The sequence below is a fragment of the Paenibacillus sp. GbtcB18 genome, assembly GCF_019091125.1.
In the GTDB taxonomy this organism is placed as follows: Bacteria; Bacillota; Bacilli; order Paenibacillales; family NBRC-103111; genus Paenibacillus_F; species Paenibacillus_F chitinolyticus.
Window position 1 is genome coordinate 1 of the sequence record NZ_JAGXJX010000940.1, and the last position, 232, is coordinate 232.

Sequence of the window (232 nt, forward strand, 5' to 3'; positions counted from 1 at the left end):
ATTTTTTGAAGTAGGCAAAAAGGGATTCCGGCGGGGAAGCGGGAATATCCTTCAGCTCCCCCAGAGGATGCAGCCGGTACGGCCCCCCTTTGCACATTTCGGCAATGCAGCGTTCGGCGGGGAAGCGGATTTTATCGTTAATGAGGGATTCGTTCCGTTGGCGCAGCGTTCCCTTCTCGGATTCCACATATTTGGAGAGAAAAGCGTCTCCCCCGGGTGCCGGCTTCGTGGT

At 56.0% G+C, this 232-nt stretch carries 1 pseudogene; it reads right to left on the reverse strand.

What is annotated here, in order from left to right:
- Window positions 1-232, reverse strand: a pseudogene (locus tag KVT34_RS31345) (EF-P 5-aminopentanol modification-associated protein YfmF); the annotation flags it as partial.